At 64.5% G+C, this 13,639-nt stretch carries 16 protein-coding genes; 5 read left to right on the top strand and 11 right to left on the bottom strand.

Annotated elements, in window-relative coordinates; translation table 11 throughout:
* Positions 1-16: 16 nt before the first annotated feature.
* The 4 genes from ACR9YP_RS19640 to ACR9YP_RS19625 form a co-directional block, all read right to left on the bottom strand.
* A complete protein-coding gene (locus ACR9YP_RS19640) occupies positions 17-1,519 on the bottom strand; it encodes a glycosyltransferase family 39 protein (RefSeq protein WP_474220897.1) in 1,503 nt (500 codons plus the stop codon).
* A 6-nt stretch (positions 1,520-1,525) separates the two neighbouring features.
* Positions 1,526-2,659: a glycosyltransferase family 2 protein gene (locus tag ACR9YP_RS19635; protein ID WP_474220896.1), complete on the bottom strand. Its 1,134-nt coding sequence runs from the start codon at positions 2,657-2,659 to the stop codon at positions 1,526-1,528.
* Positions 2,660-2,901: 242 nt separating this feature from the next.
* Positions 2,902-3,105 carry a hypothetical protein gene (locus ACR9YP_RS19630; protein WP_474220894.1) on the bottom strand — a complete coding sequence of 68 codons (204 nt, stop codon included), beginning with the start codon at positions 3,103-3,105 and terminating at the stop codon, positions 2,902-2,904.
* Between the two features lie 87 nt (positions 3,106-3,192).
* Entirely contained in the window at positions 3,193-3,558 is a 366-nt protein-coding gene (locus ACR9YP_RS19625) for a hypothetical protein (protein WP_091888903.1), read from the bottom strand.
* A 95-nt stretch (positions 3,559-3,653) separates the two neighbouring features.
* Here ACR9YP_RS19625 and ACR9YP_RS19620 point away from each other — a divergent pair, with 95 nt between their 5' ends.
* The gene (locus ACR9YP_RS19620; RefSeq protein ID WP_474220893.1) at positions 3,654-4,490 is read left to right on the top strand and encodes a DUF72 domain-containing protein; all 837 of its coding nucleotides are present in this window, start codon (positions 3,654-3,656) and stop codon (positions 4,488-4,490) included.
* A gap of 8 nt (positions 4,491-4,498) precedes the next feature.
* Positions 4,499-4,960, top strand: a complete 462-nt coding sequence (locus ACR9YP_RS19615; protein WP_474220891.1) for a DUF488 domain-containing protein — start codon at positions 4,499-4,501, stop codon at positions 4,958-4,960.
* A gap of 140 nt (positions 4,961-5,100) precedes the next feature.
* Here ACR9YP_RS19615 and ACR9YP_RS19610 read toward each other — a convergent pair whose 3' ends face one another.
* The 6 genes from ACR9YP_RS19610 to ACR9YP_RS19585 form a co-directional block, all read right to left on the bottom strand.
* Positions 5,101-6,015 (bottom strand): PhzF family phenazine biosynthesis protein, encoded by a 915-nt coding sequence (locus ACR9YP_RS19610; protein ID WP_474220890.1) that lies wholly within the window; start codon positions 6,013-6,015, stop codon positions 5,101-5,103.
* 162 nt (positions 6,016-6,177) lie between these two features.
* Positions 6,178-7,485, bottom strand: coding sequence for an adenylate/guanylate cyclase domain-containing protein (locus ACR9YP_RS19605; protein ID WP_474220889.1), 1,308 nt, complete (start codon positions 7,483-7,485; stop codon positions 6,178-6,180).
* Positions 7,486-7,514: 29 nt separating this feature from the next.
* A complete protein-coding gene (locus tag ACR9YP_RS19600; protein WP_474220888.1) occupies positions 7,515-8,678 on the bottom strand; it encodes an ABC transporter permease in 1,164 nt (387 codons plus the stop codon).
* A gap of 12 nt (positions 8,679-8,690) precedes the next feature.
* Positions 8,691-9,623 carry an ABC transporter ATP-binding protein gene (locus tag ACR9YP_RS19595; RefSeq protein ID WP_474220887.1) on the bottom strand — a complete coding sequence of 311 codons (933 nt, stop codon included), beginning with the start codon at positions 9,621-9,623 and terminating at the stop codon, positions 8,691-8,693.
* Positions 9,620-10,408, bottom strand: coding sequence for an HlyD family secretion protein (locus ACR9YP_RS19590; protein ID WP_474220886.1), 789 nt, complete (start codon positions 10,406-10,408; stop codon positions 9,620-9,622). Before ACR9YP_RS19590 ends, ACR9YP_RS19595 begins: the two co-directional genes overlap by 4 nt.
* Positions 10,405-11,100 carry a TetR/AcrR family transcriptional regulator gene (locus ACR9YP_RS19585; RefSeq protein WP_474220885.1) on the bottom strand — a complete coding sequence of 232 codons (696 nt, stop codon included), beginning with the start codon at positions 11,098-11,100 and terminating at the stop codon, positions 10,405-10,407. Before ACR9YP_RS19585 ends, ACR9YP_RS19590 begins: the two co-directional genes overlap by 4 nt.
* 108 nt (positions 11,101-11,208) lie before the next feature.
* Here ACR9YP_RS19585 and ACR9YP_RS19580 point away from each other — a divergent pair, with 108 nt between their 5' ends.
* The 3 genes from ACR9YP_RS19580 to ACR9YP_RS19570 are packed head-to-tail and all read left to right on the top strand — an operon-like array spanning position 11,209 to position 12,440.
* Entirely contained in the window at positions 11,209-11,544 is a 336-nt protein-coding gene (locus ACR9YP_RS19580) for an ArsR/SmtB family transcription factor (protein WP_370988943.1), read from the top strand.
* Positions 11,541-12,014 carry an SRPBCC family protein gene (locus ACR9YP_RS19575; RefSeq protein ID WP_091888923.1) on the top strand — a complete coding sequence of 158 codons (474 nt, stop codon included), beginning with the start codon at positions 11,541-11,543 and terminating at the stop codon, positions 12,012-12,014. The genes ACR9YP_RS19580 and ACR9YP_RS19575 overlap by 4 nt, the downstream gene beginning before the upstream one ends.
* 12 nt (positions 12,015-12,026) lie before the next feature.
* Positions 12,027-12,440, top strand: coding sequence for a GFA family protein (locus ACR9YP_RS19570; protein WP_474220884.1), 414 nt, complete (start codon positions 12,027-12,029; stop codon positions 12,438-12,440).
* Positions 12,441-12,544: 104 nt separating this feature from the next.
* On the opposite strand, the gene adhP is transcribed toward ACR9YP_RS19570, so the two are convergent.
* Positions 12,545-13,570, bottom strand: a complete 1,026-nt coding sequence (gene adhP, locus ACR9YP_RS19565) for an alcohol dehydrogenase AdhP (RefSeq protein ID WP_474220883.1) — start codon at positions 13,568-13,570, stop codon at positions 12,545-12,547.
* Positions 13,571-13,639 lie beyond the last annotated feature (69 nt).

The raw sequence follows: 13,639 nt of genomic DNA, 5'->3' as shown, positions 1-13,639 counted from the left end.
CCGGCGAAGGAGGCCGCTAGCGCGCTTCCGGCGGCGGGGAGCGGTCGAGCACGTCGGCCTTGGCGCCTTCCAAGAGATCGATGCCGTAGGTCTCGACCACCAGCGGCCCGCGCTTGCGCTGCAATTGCGCAATCTGCGTCACCGTCGCAAAGAGGTCGTTGAGGACGGGATGACCATCGCTGCGCAGCTCGTCGACATAGAGCAGCTTGCCGGCGAGCAGCTTGGGATCGGGCTCGGGCATGTTAACCCAGCGGATGCGCTGGCTCTGCTGCGCCACGCAGGTGCCGCGCGGCAGATAAAAGGCGAGCCAGCCCGTGGTGCCATAGTCCTGCGCGAGCACACAGGTCGCGCCAGTGCGCACGCGTACTGCTTCGATCTCGGCGGCAAGCTCGCGCCAACCGACGCCGACGCTGCGCACGGTGGCATCGCGGCGATATCCGGACAGCCAGCCGGTATTGGCCTGCACGATCAGGGCTGCAAACATCACGACGCCTGTTGGCGCGGCCCAGCGCAGGCAGAAATCGACCAGGCGCCGCTGGCGCGGCTTCCACTGCACGAGGTTGGCGGCAGCGGCCGCGGCGACGACGAAGGGCGGATAGACCGGCGCGAACCAGTTGGCCTCGACGCGGGCATGCAGGGAATGCCAGACGAAATAGGCGACGATGGTCCAGAACATCGCCTCGATCAGCACGCGCGAGGCCAATGCACCGGCCCGATGCCAGGTCAGCGCATGCAGCCCCATCGCGCCCAGGATGAAGACGAGCGGGGTCGCGAACGCGATCTGGGTCGGGATCAGCTCGGCGATGAAGACGGGGCGAAAGTCCTCGATTCTGGCGCGGCCAAGCTGCTTTGCGAACGAGACCCATTGATGGTCCGCATTCCAGAGGATCACCGGCGAGAACAGCGCAAGAGCAACGAGACCACCGAGATAGGGCCACGGCGAGAGGAACCAGGGCCTGAGCTTCGGCACGGCCGCGAGCCAGATTAGGATCGCTAGCCCGAAGAACATTGCCGTATATTTCGACAGCAGCGCCGCGCCAACGGCTGCGCCGACCGCGAGCCACCAAACGCCGCGGCCGGTCTCCAGCACCTTTGCGAGGAAGAACAGCACGAAGCTGGAGGCGACCAGCAGCGGCGCATCGGGCGTCACGATCAACGTGCCGACCGACGCCATCATCGTCACGTTGAGCAGGATGGCGCTGTTCGCGGCCACGCGCGCGCCGCCGAACAGGATCGCGGCGGAGCGATAGACCGCATAGCTCATTGGCAGCGCCAGCAGAATCGAGACGAGGCGAACGCCGAGCTCGGTGTCGCCGGCGATCATGGTGCCGGCGCGGATGACATAGGCTACCATCGGCGGGTGGTCGTAGTAACCGCCCGCCAGATTGTTCGACCACATCCAGTAATAGGCTTCGTCGAAGGTGATCGGCGTGAACGCGGCGGCGACCAGTCGCAAGCCGATCAGCGCAAGAATTGCCAGCGCGGTGTTGCGGGCGATCCCCGCGTCAGCTCCGCCCATATCGCTCTATTTCTTGCGCCAGACGAACAGTCCGGACATCGCGTAATTCCACACCACGCCCATCAGCGCTCCGGCCATGCCGGCCAGCCACCAGATCGGCTCCTGGTCGTAGACCGAGAAGGCGACGCCGACATTGGCGAGCAGGCCGACGCTACACACGATGTAGAAGGCGATCAGGCCGCGCAGCAGCGCAAGACCCTTCAGCCGCTGGTCGCGATAGGTGAGGAAGTTGTTGAGGATGAAATTGCTGGTCATGGCGACGATAGCGCCGGCGGCCTGCGCCTCCGGGAATGGCACCTTGAACAGCTGAAGCGCGATGAACAGCGTGGTCAAGTGCACCACGAGGCCGATGCCGCCGATCATGGCGAACAGGATGAATCGCAGCGAGACGATGTCGTTGCTCAGCTTGGCCAGAACGAGGCCGAGGAAGTCCAGCGCAACCATGGAATCGAGCTTGCTCTCGCCGTGCTGGCGGGCACCGAAAGTGTAAGGAATCTCGACCGCCCGCAAGCCGCCATGCGCGGTCGCGACGAGGTCGAGCAGGATCTTGAAACCGTGCACCGAAAGCTTTGGCGCGAGCTGCTCGAAACGATCGCGGCGAATCATGAAGAAGCCGCTCATGGGATCGGCGATCTCGACCCGCAGCATCTTCCTGGCGACCTCGGTTGCGAGCGCACTGGCGCCGGCGCGCTGCTTGTTGAAGCCCTCGCTCTTGTAGCCCTCGATGTAGCGGCTGCCGACCACGAGATCGGCCTCGTCGCTCGCGAGCAGCAACAGCATCTTCGGCAGTTGCGTCTCGTCGTGCTGGAGGTCGGCGTCGATCACGGCCACAAAGGGTGCGCTCGAAGCGAGGATACCCTCGATGCAGGCGCCCGACAGGCCGCGGCGGCCGATGCGGCGCACGCAGCGCACGCGGCTGTCGCGCTGCGCCAGCGCGCGCACGACGTCCCAGGTGCCGTCGGGCGAATTGTCGTCGACGAACACGACCTCCCAGGCGACGTTGGTGAGTGTCGCCTCCAGCCGCCGGTACAGCACCGTGACGTTGTCACGCTCGTTGAAGGTCGGGACGATGACCGACAGTTCCGGCCCTTCTTGAGCCTGCGGCAGGTTGTCGACGCCCGGTCTGATCACTTCATTCATGACGGCAGCGTATATCCGCCGCGTCATGCGCTGCCAAGCCGGGGTTTTCCAAGGGGAACGGCCCAAAAGAGGCCCTAAAATGCCAACGACCCCGGAACGGCGGACCGCGCGTACATCCGGCGCGAGCCCAAGCTATTCCAAGGTCGTCCCAGCGACGGAGTTTTCGCTCAACGTCGCCGTTGAAAGGTAAATAGGAACGACGAACCCGCTTCGCAAGAGGACCAAAACCCGATTTTGGCGCCCTATTGGTTGGGTACTTCCCGAATCACCGGCCCTCGCGGCGCCGGAGCGGCCGGGGCTGCGGGTGCCGCAGTAGGGGCCTGCTCGATATTTGCCGGCTTGGGCGGCTTCCCGTACTGGCCAATCGGTCCGAACACGACGGCGACCGCAAGCACGATCGCCGCGACGATCGCGCCCAGAATGCCCCCCACCGACACAGACGACATGGACCCATCCCTGTTCCAGATGCGCCCAGTGATACCATGGATGAGCGCGGAGCCGGAAGGGCCGCCGGGCCGCAACGGTCAATGGAGCTATTTCTGCGGCGGCCGGTGCTTGACGAAGGCCGTCACGATGTCCTTCTGCGCCGACTCCACCGCCCTGTTCGCGGTGGCGAGATGGGCGCCGGCATCGATGTTGGGATATTGCGTGGTGAGATAGTCGAGCAGCACCACCCGGTAATATTGCCGCTCCGACGGACAGGCGCCCGCGACCGAACGGCCAAAATCCTGTTCCGACAGGCCCTGATTTGAATCGCGGGAATATTCCCGAGCCAGGCAATGCCAGTAATCGTCGCGGCCCTGCTGGGCGAGCTTCTGTGCGCTTTTCGCGTCGTCGTCATCCGCCATGGCAGCAGATGTCATCATGACGAGCGCGGCTCCCAGCAACAGCATCCGCATTCTTGTTCTCCTGCTTCGCGGGTCGCGAGCTTAGACGGGACGGGCCAACTGGCCAATCACAACTGGTTTGATTAGGATGAGGTCCCTCCCCGTCGATGCGAGATCCTTCCGTGGCCAAAGCAAAAACCGCGTCCAAAAAATCCGGCAACATCTTCATCGGCATCGGCGGCTGGACCTTCGAGCCCTGGCGCGGCGTGTTCTATCCGGAGAAGCTGACGCAGGCCAAGGAGTTGTCCTACGCGGCCTCGAAGCTGACCTCGATCGAGATCAACGGCACCTATTACGGCTCGCAGAAGCCGGAGAGCTTTCGCAAATGGGCAAGCGAAGTGCCCGAGGGATTCGTGTTCTCGGTAAAGGGCCCACGCTTCGCCACCAACCGCCGTGTGCTCGCCGAGGCCGGCGATTCCATCAAGCGGTTCTACGATTCCGGCGTGCTGGAGCTCGGCGACCATCTCGGGCCTGTGCTCTGGCAGTTCGCGCCGACCAAAAAATTCGACGGCGCCGATTTCGGCAAGTTCCTCGAGCTGCTGCCGCGCAAACTCGAGGGGCGCGCGCTGCGCCATGTCGTGGAAGTGCGCCATGACAGCTTCTGCGCGCCTGACTTCGTCGCGCTGATCCGCGAATTCGAGACGCCGGTGGTGTTCGCCGAGCACGGCAAATATCCGGCGATTGCCGACGTCGCCGGCGATTTCGTCTATGCGCGGCTTCAGAAGGGCAATGACGAGATCAAGACCTGCTATCCGCCGAAGCAGCTCGATGCCTGGGCTGAGCGCTTTCAGGCCTGGGCGTCGGGAAGCGAACCCGACGACCTCCCGAAAGTCGACAAGGCCAAGCCGACGAAGGAGCCGCGCGACGTGTTCGCCTACGTCATCCACGAGGGCAAGGTGCGCGCGCCGCACGGCGCCATGGAACTGATCGCCCGGGTGAGCTGAGGTCTCCCATGGCAAAGGCGAAAAAGCTCTTCACCATCGGTTATGAGCAGACGCCGCCCAAGGCCGTGCTGGACGAGCTGGAACAGGCCGGCGTCAAGCTCGTGGTCGACGTGCGCGCGGTGACGTCCTCGCGACGGCCGGGCTTCTCCAAGAAGCAGCTCTCCGCGGGACTCGACGAACGCGGTATCGCCTATATCCATCTCGCCGCGCTCGGCACGCCGAAGGAAGGCCGCCTCGCCGCCCGCAGCGGCCAATACGACGTGCTGGAAAAAATCTATTCAAAGCACCTGAAGACGCCGCAGGCGCGAGAAGAGATGGACGAGCTCTCGGCGCTGGTGAAGACGGCCGGCCCCGTGTGCCTGCTCTGCTACGAGCGCGACCACACCCACTGCCACCGCCAGATGATTGCGGAGATCATCGAGGAGCGCGATGGCGTGGCGGTGAAGAATTTGGCGGGACGGCAGGTGTAGCCACGCGGCAGGTCTAGCCACACGTCATTCCGGGGCGCGCGCAGCGCGAACCCGGAATCCATTAAGCCAAGGAGTTGGTGGATGAATGGATTCCGGGCTCAGCGCTTCGCGCGGCCCCGGAATGACGAGCTGAGAGCGCCCTAGCCCTCTCCCGCCAAGCGAAAAGTCCCTTCCATTATCTGCACGCAGCTGCCGCCGACATGGGCCGAGATGATCTTGCCGTCCTGCTTGCGCACCCGCGTCAGCAGCAGGCTCGGCCGACCCATGTCAAAACCTTGGCCGACCGTGAGCTTCAATTCGCCGTCGCGCGCGGGATCGAGGTCGGCGAACAGCGCGGCGGCCGCGACCGTGGCGCTGCCGGTGGCAGGATCCTCGGCGAGACCGCCAGCACCGCGCATGAACATCCGCGCTTGGAGCTCGCAGGGCGCCTCCGCCGCGGGCACATCGCGCGTATAGAACCAGGCCGAGACTGCGCCGTCGCGCGGAAATATCCTGCCGAAGGCCGCCGCGTCGGACCTCGCCCGCTTGAGCGCATCGCGCGAATGCAGCTCGATCACCAAAAATGGCGTTCCAACACCGACGACCTGCGGCGCGTGACGGTCGACCCTGATATCCTCCGAGCTGAGCGAGATGCAGCTCGCGGCATCCGCGGCAGACAGTTGCGACAACCGCGCCAGCGGCTGCGGCGCGGTGAGCTCGGTGCTCACCACCCGGCCCTGCTCCCGCCGAATGTCGACCGGCACGAGCCCGGCCTTCTCTTCGAACAGCAAGCGCGGCTTCGGCTCCTTGGCGATCGTCGCCAGCACGAAGGCCGTGCCGACATTCGGGTGACCCGCGAACGGCATCTCCCTGACCGGGGTGAAGATGCGCACCTCGGCATCATTCGCCTTGTCACGCGGCGGCAGCACGAAGGTCGTCTCGGAATAATTGAACTCGGTGGCGATCGACTGCATCTGCTGAGTGGACAGCCCGCCGGCATCGAGCACCACGGCGAGCTGATTGCCGCCGAAGGCGCGGTCGGTGAACACATCGACGGTGATGTAGCGGCGCTGCATCTTTCACTTCCCCATGCAAGTCGCGGCCGCAACCGGCCGCATCGCCGGCAAGTCTACGGGCCGGCGACATCGCCCGTCATGCCCCAAAATTCGGAGCAATCGGAGCATTCGCGGAAGCAACGTTGCGGGCGCGCCTTGCCTACGCCCCGCTCTAGACAGCGCTCACCCCAATTGAAACACCGCGACCGGCCGCTCATAGCCGCGCACCTCGACCTCGCCGAGCGCGACAGCATCGCTGCCGTCGTCTCCCAGCACCTCGCGCACGGACTCAGAGATCAGGAGCTGGGAGCCGAGCTCCTTGTTCAGCGCCTCCAGGCGCGAGGCGAAGTTCACGGTGTCGCCGATGACCGTGTATTCCTTGCGCCGGGGCGAGCCGATGTTGCCGGCGACGACCTCACCGAAATGGATGCCGATGCCGATCCGCAGCGGCCAGCTCGTCTGCGCGTTGATGCGGTCCATCGCCGTCAGCATCTCGCGGCCCGCAGCGACCGCGCGGTGCGCAGCGTCGGAGGCCTCCAATGGCGCGCCGAACAGCGCGAGAAAGCCGTCGCCCAAGAACTTGTTCACGATGCCGCCGTGGCGGTCGAGGATATCGACCAATACGGCGAAGGCGCCGTCGAGCCGGTCGACCACCTCCTGAGGCGTGCGCGACTGCGCACCGGCCGTGAAGCCGCGGAAATCGACGAACATCACCGCGACGCGGCGGAGGTCGCCGCTTGCAGTCGTTCCCGCCGCCATCAGCCGCTCCACCACCTGCGGGGAGACGTGCTGGCCGAACAGATTAGTCACCCGGTCCCGCGCGGTGGTCGCCGCAATGCTCGCGGCAAATTGCCGCCGCAGCTGCGCGCCGACGGCGCCCGCCAGCACGCCGCAGATCAGGATGATGATGCTCCGCACGGCGTGGAAATAAATCAGGGGTTCGTCGGCCTCACCAGCCGAATTGTAATATAGCGCGATTGCTAGAAGCCCGGCTGCAGCCACGAAACCCGTGAAGGTGGAGAGCCAGAAATCGAGCCGCAGGGTCGAGAGAATGACGAAGATGAAGTACATCAGCGGCACGGCGAAACCGAGCGCCTGGCTCGCGCCCATGGTCCGGATCTGAAGGATGAGGATCACCGTGGGCAGCGACGTCTCGATCAGCGTGCCGAGATAGCGCCTGATCACCGGCAGGTCGCGATCGAGGCGGAGGTTCTTCCTGATCTGGGTGTGGACCCAGACCTCGAACAGGATGAAGCCGACCAGAAGGCCGTAGATCTCGATAAGCCCTTCCGTTCCGCGCCAGACCCGGTTCACGACAGCAGGATCGATCAGGTAGATTGTGGTGAGGAACAACATCATGACGCAGCCCGTCATGATCAGCGCGCGCACCCGCAACAGCTCGGTGCGCAGCACCTCCCGCGTCAGCTCGCGCTCGAAATCCTCCGATAGCACGGCATGCTGCCGGGCTTTCCTGCTTGCAAACCGGACCATTTGACCCCTCGATTCCAGGGCATTGTGCCTCAATCCAGCGTGCGGCGGAAGCGCGTGACGGCGATGGTCATGGCGAGCAGCATCAGGGCCGCCAGCGCCAGCGTGTCGAAGCGCAGGTTCTGCATGGTCGCGCCCTTCAGCATGATGGCGCGGACGATGCGCAGGTAATGGGTCAGCGGCAGGGCCTCGCCGACATATTGCGCCCAGGCCGGCATGCCCGCGAACGGGAACATGAAGCCGGAGAGCAGGATGCTGGGCAGGAAGAACATCATCGACATCTGCATGGCCTGGAGCTGGTTCTGCACCAGCGTCGAGATGGTGTAGCCGATCGACAGATTGGTGGTGATGAACAGCGTCGAGAGCAGCGCCAGCAGGAACAGATTGCCGAGCACGGGCACGCCGAACAGGCCGACGCCGATGCCGATGATGAGGAAGGCCTGCACGAAGCCGACCAGCACGTAAGGCACGATCTTGCCGAACATCACCTCGACCGGCTTGATCGGCATCGACAACAGGCTCTCCATGGTGCCGCGCTCGACCTCGCGCGTGACCGACAGCGCGGTGAAGATCAGCATGGTCATGGTGAGGATGGTGCCGACCAGGCCCGGCACGATGTTGAGGCTGGAGGCCGCGGCCGGATTGTAACGGGCATGCGCGCGGATCTCGAACGGCATCTCCGGGGGATCGCCGATGTAGAGATCGTGCTTGAGCGCGGTCTGCACCACCATGCCGAGCGAACCGATCGCCGAGCTCGCCGCAACGGGATCTGTGGCGTCGGCCGCGACCAGCAGCGCCGGCCTGTCGCCGCGCCGCACCGCCCGCTCGAAGCCGCGCGGGATCTCGACGCCGAACAGCACCTTGCCGGATTTCAGCAGATTGTCGAAATCTTCGACGTCGTGCACTTCATAGAGGAAGCGGAAATAGGCGGTGTTCTCCAGCGCCTTCAGGATCGAGCGGGCGAGATCAGAATCCTCCTGGAGCAGCACCGCGCTCGGCAGATTATGGGGCGTGGTATTGATGGCGTAGCCGAACAGCATGAGCTGCATCACCGGCAGCATCACGATCATCGCGAACGAGACGCGATCTCGCCTCAGTTGGATGAACTCCTTGACCAGCATCGCATAGGAGCGTTTCCAGAAGCCGAAGCGTTCCCGGATTTCGTGCTGTGGTGCGGGATGATCAACAGCGCTCATTGGAAATTGTCCTTACTGGAAATTGTCCTTGGAGCGGCTCATTAGCTCGATGAACACGTCTTCGAGCGAAGGCGACGATTTCCGCCAGTCCAGGCCACTCTTCTCGCGCCACGGCCCGATGCTGGCTTCGAGCGCGGCGACGTCGCGCCCCGAAACGTGCAGCGAGGTGCCGAACGGCGCCACCATGTCGATGCCGGGCTTGCCGGTGAGCTCGGCCGCGAGCCCATTCAGGTCTTCGCCTGTGACAGTGTAGGTGGTGAGCGCGGATTTGGCGATCACCTGCTCCACCGTGCCATGCGTCAGGAGATGGCCATAGGCGATATAGGCGATCTCGTGACAACGCTCGGCCTCGTCCATGTAGTGGGTCGAGACCAGCACGGTGAGGCCGTCGGCGGCGAGCGCATGGATCTCGTTCCAGAAGTCGCGCCGCGCCTTGGGATCGACGCCGGCGGTCGGCTCGTCGAGCAGCAGGAGTTGCGGATTGGGCAGCGTGCAGGCCCCTAGCGCCAGGCGCTGCTTCCAGCCGCCAGAGAGCTCGCCGGCGAGCTGCTCCTCGCGGCCGGAGAGCCCGAGTCGCCTGATCATGTCGCGCGCAGCGCCACGGGCGTCAGTGAGGCCATAGAGCCGGGCGACGAATTCGAGATTCTCGCGCACCGAGAGGTCCTGGTACAGGCTGAAGCGCTGAGTCATGTAGCCGACCTGGCGCTTGATCTTTTCGGCATCGCGGCGGATGTCGTAGCCGAGGCAAGTGCCCTCGCCACTGTCGGGCGTGAGCAGGCCGCAGAGGATGCGGATGGTGGTGGTCTTGCCCGAGCCGTTCGGCCCGAGGAAGCCGTAGATCGAGCCGCGCTTCACCTGCATCGACAGATCGTGCACGACCTCGCGGCCCCCGAACGACTTGGTCAGGCCCTTGACGTCGATCGCGATGCCGTTGCCGCCGCTCATCGCTTGTCCGCCACCGGTGTCTTCGGATTGAGATGGACATCGATCGGCTGTCCGACGCGCAAGGCGTCGGGCCGCGAGGGCCGCGCCTGGATCAGATAGACGAGCTTGTTGCGCTCATCGAGGCTGTAGATGACGGGCGGGGTGTATTCGGCCGAGGTTGCGATGAAATAGATCTTCGCCGTGAGATCGGCTGCACAATTGTCGCAGGCGATGCGCACCGTGTCGCCGATGGCGAGCTTCGGCAGCTCGGCCTCCGGCACGAAGAAGCGCAGCTTCATGTTGCCGGGCGGCATGATCGAGAGCACCGGCCGCTGCGCCGCCACCATCTCGCCCTCCCGGAAATAGATCTGCTGGATGGTGCCCGCGACCGGCGCAAAGCCCTTGCGCCGCGCCATCCGCGTCTCCGACGTCGCCACCCGCGCTTGTGCGACGCGCAAGGCGGACACGGCGGAGTCCAGATTGGCCTGCGTGCCCGAGCCGGTCTTGTTCAGCGACGCCGCCCGGTCATAGGTTTGCTGCGCATTCGCCAGCGTCGCCTTGTTCTGGTTGAGATCGGCAAGCTGGAGATCGTCGTCGACGGAATAGAGGTGATCGCCGACCTTGACTTCGTCCCCCTCGCGGACATTGAGCTTGGTCACCCGGCCGGCTTCGTCCGGGCTGACGAAGATCATGTCGGCCTCGACCCAGCCCTGGAAGCCGGGATCGCGCTTCTCGTTGCAGGCTGCAAGCGCGGTTGCGAGCACGACGGCCAATGCAAATCTAAAAATCGCTCGTGACGACCTCATGTCGTCCTCCGTTCGCCAAAAATCAAATCGAGATGAACGCGCAGCATGTCCTGCGCATCGAGCGGCGCATGCCGCACAAAAAGGCTCTGCCAGATCACCGCGATCATCGCGGGCGCGACCAGGATCTGTGGATAGCGCGCGAGATCCTTCTCCCGAATCTCGCCGCGGGCGATGCCGAGCTCGATCAGCGCGCGCATGGCGGCAATCCCGCGCGAGACCACTTCGCGGTAGTAGAAATCGGCAACGGATGGAAAGCGCGGCCCCTCCGCCACGATCAGGCGGACGAGGTCGCCGCGCCTGGTGCCGATGACCTCCTTCAGGAAGTTGCCGGCGAAGGCCTCTATCAGGTCGCGCACCGAGCCCACCGGCGGCGGCAGCGCCGTGAGGCGCGTGACCACTGGCACGATGACAATGCGCACCAGCTCCTCGAACATCGATTCCTTGTCCTTGAAGTGCAGGTAGATCGTGCCCTTGGCGACACCGGCGCGCTTGGCGATGTCGTCGAGCCGCGTCGCGGCAAAGCCGCGCGTGATGAACTCGTCCATCGCCGCCTCCACGATCGCCGCACGCCGCTCCGCGGCCCGAGCCGCGCGATTTGAAACGCGGGCCTCGGCTTCAGCTCCGGCTTCGGGTGCGTGGCTCCCGGCTCGGGCCACGGATGCAATCGCTGTTCTGGCGGGCTTCTTCGTCATTTGTCGTTTATGACTGACTAGTCAGTCATTGTCAATCAACGAAGGAATTGAGGCAGGCACGACAATTTAGTGTTTACTAATGAATTAGCGAATGCTAATGCGTTTCTCATGATGGAAGTCACCCCCAACCCCGTAACCGCCGTGATGCGCGCCCTTGCCGACCCGACGCGCCGCGCTGTGTTCGAACGCGTCTTCGACAGCAGGGAGATCAGCGTCGCCGAGCTGACGCGCGGCAGCGGCGTGACCCAGGGCGCGATCTCGCAGCACCTGAAATCCCTCAAGCAGGCGGGCCTCGTCGCCGAGCGCGCCGAGGGCCGCAATGTCTACTACCGCGCCGCGCCGCAAGGCCTCGAGCCGCTGGTCACCTGGATGGACCATTACGGCGTGTTCTGGCGCGAGCGCTTCCAGAACCTGCGTGACCTCTTGAAGGAGATCGATCCGTGAGTGCAGCCGAGTTGAAAGCCGAGACCCAAGACAACATCCGGGACATCGTCATTGACGAAGTGCTCCCTCATGCGCCGGAGACGATCTGGAAGGCGCTGACCAGTGCCCAGTTGATCGCGCGCTGGCTGATGCAGCCGACCGGCTTCGAGGCGATTGAAGGCAACACCTTCACATTCCAAACCACCCCGGGCGGCGCCTGGGACGGCGTCATTCATTGCCGGGTTCTCGAGGTCGTGGCCAACAGGCGCCTCGTCTACGCCTGGAAAGGCGGCGATGAGCGCAACACCGGTTACGGCGCGCCGCTCGACACTGTCGTGACGTGGTCCCTCACCCCGGTCGAAGCCGGCACGCGGATCCGCCTGGTCCATGCGGGCTTCGTGATGCCCAGGAACGAGTCGGCCTACAACGTGATGAGCGGCGGGTGGAAGAAGGTCGTCAGACAGCTCGATGAGATCAGCGGCGAGAAGTGAGGAGATATCGCGATGGACAAGCCCTATTTCGGCGGCTGCGCCTGTGGCGCGATCCGCTACTCGATCGCCGGTGAGCCGCTGTTCAGCAATCACTGTCAATGCCGGGACTGCCAGCGGGAAAGCGGCAGCGGCCATGGCTCGTACGCAACGTTCGCGCGCGCCGGCGTCACGCTGACCGGCGAAGCGAAGCATTGGGACATGGTCGCCGACAGCGGCAACGTGAAGACACGCGGCTTCTGCACACAATGCGGCGTGCCTGTGTACATGACCTTCGCGGCACAGCCCGACGTCTTCACGATCCGCGCCGCAACCCTCGACGAGCCCGCCCGCTACAAGCCGCAGGCGGTCACTTTCGCCGCGCGCGGCCATGACTGGGATCGCCTTGATCCCAGCCTGATAAAGTTCGAAGGTATGCCGCCGGGGTGAGATGCGAAAGCGCGATGAGATTGGATGAATCGTCATCGCGCCTTAGGTTATTGTTTGAGCATGATCTTTTCGGAAAACCGCTTCGCACTTTTCCGGATCATGCTTTAGCCAAAATCCAGCACCATGCGACCGTCGATCTTGCCGGCCTTCATGCGGTCGAAGACGTCGTTGATTTGCGTGAGCGGCACCTTCGTCACCTCGGCCTTGACCTTGCCGTCCGCGGCAAACGCGATGGCTTCGTCGAGATCGCGCCGTGTGCCGACGATCGAGCCGCGCACGGTGATGCGCTTGAGCACGACATCGAAGATCGGCGTCGGGAATTCGCCCGGCGGCAGGCCGACGAGGCTGACGGTGCCCTTCCGGCGCACCATCTTCAGTGCCTGGGCGAATGCAGCAGTCGACACCGCCGTCACCAGCACGCCGTGCGCCCCGCCCCCTGATGCCGCAAGAACATTGTCCACGGCCCCTGCCGCGAGTGCGTTGACCGCGAGATCGGCGCCGGCCTCACGTGCGAGCGCGAGCTTGTCCTCGGCGATATCGACCGCCGCGACCTTGAGCCCCATCGCCTTGGCGTACTGAATTGCGACATGGCCGAGCCCGCCAACGCCTGAGATCACGACCCACTCGCCGGGTCGCGCCTCGGTCTCCTTCAATCCCTTGTAGGTGGTGACACCGGCGCAGAGGATCGGCGCAATGGCCGCGAAATCGACGCTCGCCGGCAGCTTTGCGGCGAAGGCAGCCGAGGCGATGACATATTCGGCGAAGCCGCCGTTCACGCTGTAGCCGGTGTTGTGCTGGTGCTCGCACAGCGTCTCCCAGCCGGTCTCGCAATATTCGCAAGACATGCATGCATCGTGCAGCCAGGCCACGCCCACGGCATCGCCGACCTTCAGGTTCTTCACGCCGGACCCGACCGCGGCGACGATGCCGGCTGCTTCATGGCCCGGAATGAAGGGCGGCACCGGCTTCACCGGCCAGTCGCCGGTCGCGGCGTGCAGATCGGTGTGACAGACGCCACAGGCCTTCACCTTGACCAGAACCTCGCCCGGACCGGGCTGCGGCACCGGCACGTCCTCGATCACCAGCGGCTTGCCGAATTGTCTGACAATTGCGGCTTTCATGGTCGGCATCGGTCTGCTCCTTTGCATTACAGACGCAGACTAGCGATACCGAGCGGTCCTCCTTTGATGGGCGTCAAA

Source organism: Bradyrhizobium sp. BR14999 (assembly GCF_056106085.1).
This window is presented reverse-complemented; position numbering and strand designations above follow the sequence as displayed.

What these genes read in the sequence shown, in the direction of transcription:
- ACR9YP_RS19640 (WP_474220897.1), bottom strand. Translation starts at nt 1,519, where the DNA reads ATGGGCGGAGCTGACGCGGGGATCGCCCGCAACACCGCGCTGGCAATT.
- ACR9YP_RS19635 (WP_474220896.1), bottom strand. Translation starts at nt 2,659, where the DNA reads ATGAATGAAGTGATCAGACCGGGCGTCGACAACCTGCCGCAGGCTCAA.
- ACR9YP_RS19630 (WP_474220894.1), bottom strand. Translation starts at nt 3,105, where the DNA reads ATGTCGTCTGTGTCGGTGGGGGGCATTCTGGGCGCGATCGTCGCGGCG.
- ACR9YP_RS19625 (WP_091888903.1), bottom strand. Translation starts at nt 3,558, where the DNA reads ATGCGGATGCTGTTGCTGGGAGCCGCGCTCGTCATGATGACATCTGCT.
- ACR9YP_RS19620 (WP_474220893.1), top strand. Translation starts at nt 3,654, where the DNA reads ATGCGAGATCCTTCCGTGGCCAAAGCAAAAACCGCGTCCAAAAAATCC.
- ACR9YP_RS19615 (WP_474220891.1), top strand. Translation starts at nt 4,499, where the DNA reads ATGGCAAAGGCGAAAAAGCTCTTCACCATCGGTTATGAGCAGACGCCG.
- ACR9YP_RS19610 (WP_474220890.1), bottom strand. Translation starts at nt 6,015, where the DNA reads ATGCAGCGCCGCTACATCACCGTCGATGTGTTCACCGACCGCGCCTTC.
- ACR9YP_RS19605 (WP_474220889.1), bottom strand. Translation starts at nt 7,485, where the DNA reads ATGGTCCGGTTTGCAAGCAGGAAAGCCCGGCAGCATGCCGTGCTATCG.
- ACR9YP_RS19600 (WP_474220888.1), bottom strand. Translation starts at nt 8,678, where the DNA reads ATGAGCGCTGTTGATCATCCCGCACCACAGCACGAAATCCGGGAACGC.
- ACR9YP_RS19595 (WP_474220887.1), bottom strand. Translation starts at nt 9,623, where the DNA reads ATGAGCGGCGGCAACGGCATCGCGATCGACGTCAAGGGCCTGACCAAG.
- ACR9YP_RS19590 (WP_474220886.1), bottom strand. Translation starts at nt 10,408, where the DNA reads ATGAGGTCGTCACGAGCGATTTTTAGATTTGCATTGGCCGTCGTGCTC.
- ACR9YP_RS19585 (WP_474220885.1), bottom strand. Translation starts at nt 11,100, where the DNA reads ATGACGAAGAAGCCCGCCAGAACAGCGATTGCATCCGTGGCCCGAGCC.
- ACR9YP_RS19580 (WP_370988943.1), top strand. Translation starts at nt 11,209, where the DNA reads ATGATGGAAGTCACCCCCAACCCCGTAACCGCCGTGATGCGCGCCCTT.
- ACR9YP_RS19570 (WP_474220884.1), top strand. Translation starts at nt 12,027, where the DNA reads ATGGACAAGCCCTATTTCGGCGGCTGCGCCTGTGGCGCGATCCGCTAC.
- adhP (WP_474220883.1), bottom strand. Translation starts at nt 13,570, where the DNA reads ATGCCGACCATGAAAGCCGCAATTGTCAGACAATTCGGCAAGCCGCTG.